The 602-nt window shown below is 41.7% G+C and carries 1 pseudogene; it reads left to right on the top strand.

What is annotated here, in order from left to right:
• Positions 1 to 602 (top strand): annotated as a pseudogene (locus ACS8FC_RS19080) (site-specific DNA-methyltransferase); the annotation flags it as partial.

Below are 602 nucleotides of genomic sequence, written 5' to 3'. Positions count from 1 at the left end.
TAAACCCTTATAAAGGAATTAGCCATTGCCTAAAAGTCGTCAAGCTTGAAAGTTATGAGGATACTTTGAACAACCTTGAGCTCAACCGTAGTCCCGCTCAGAATGATTTGTTTGCTGACTTGACACCTGCTCAGCAAGACGACTATCTCATGCACTATATGCTCAATATTGAGAGCAAAGACTCGCTACTTAATGTTGCTGACTTTGCAAACCCTTTTGATTATCAGCTCAAGATAACGGCCGACAGCGCTGGCGCTTATACGGTACAAAACGTCGATCTTATCGATACCTTTAACTATCTCATAGGGCTAAAGGTTAGAAATATAGACTATCAGCTAAAACAAGGCTATGTGCAGGTCGTTGGACATTTGCGGACAGGAGAATTTGTCACCGTGTTCTGGCGTGATTGTGAGCGTATTGGTTATGACAAATTAAATCAGCTGCTTGACACCTTGTCTATTAATCCAAACGACAAAGAGTACCGCTACATCTATGTCAATGGTGATCACAACATTAATAGCAAATTGTCCAAAAAAGACGATGGCAGTAGTGAGTTAAAAGTCCGCTCGATAGAGCAGGTATTCCTTGAGCGCATGTTTGCA

It is taken from the genome of Psychrobacter sp. 1Y4, from assembly GCF_051847555.1.
This window is presented reverse-complemented; position numbering and strand designations above follow the sequence as displayed.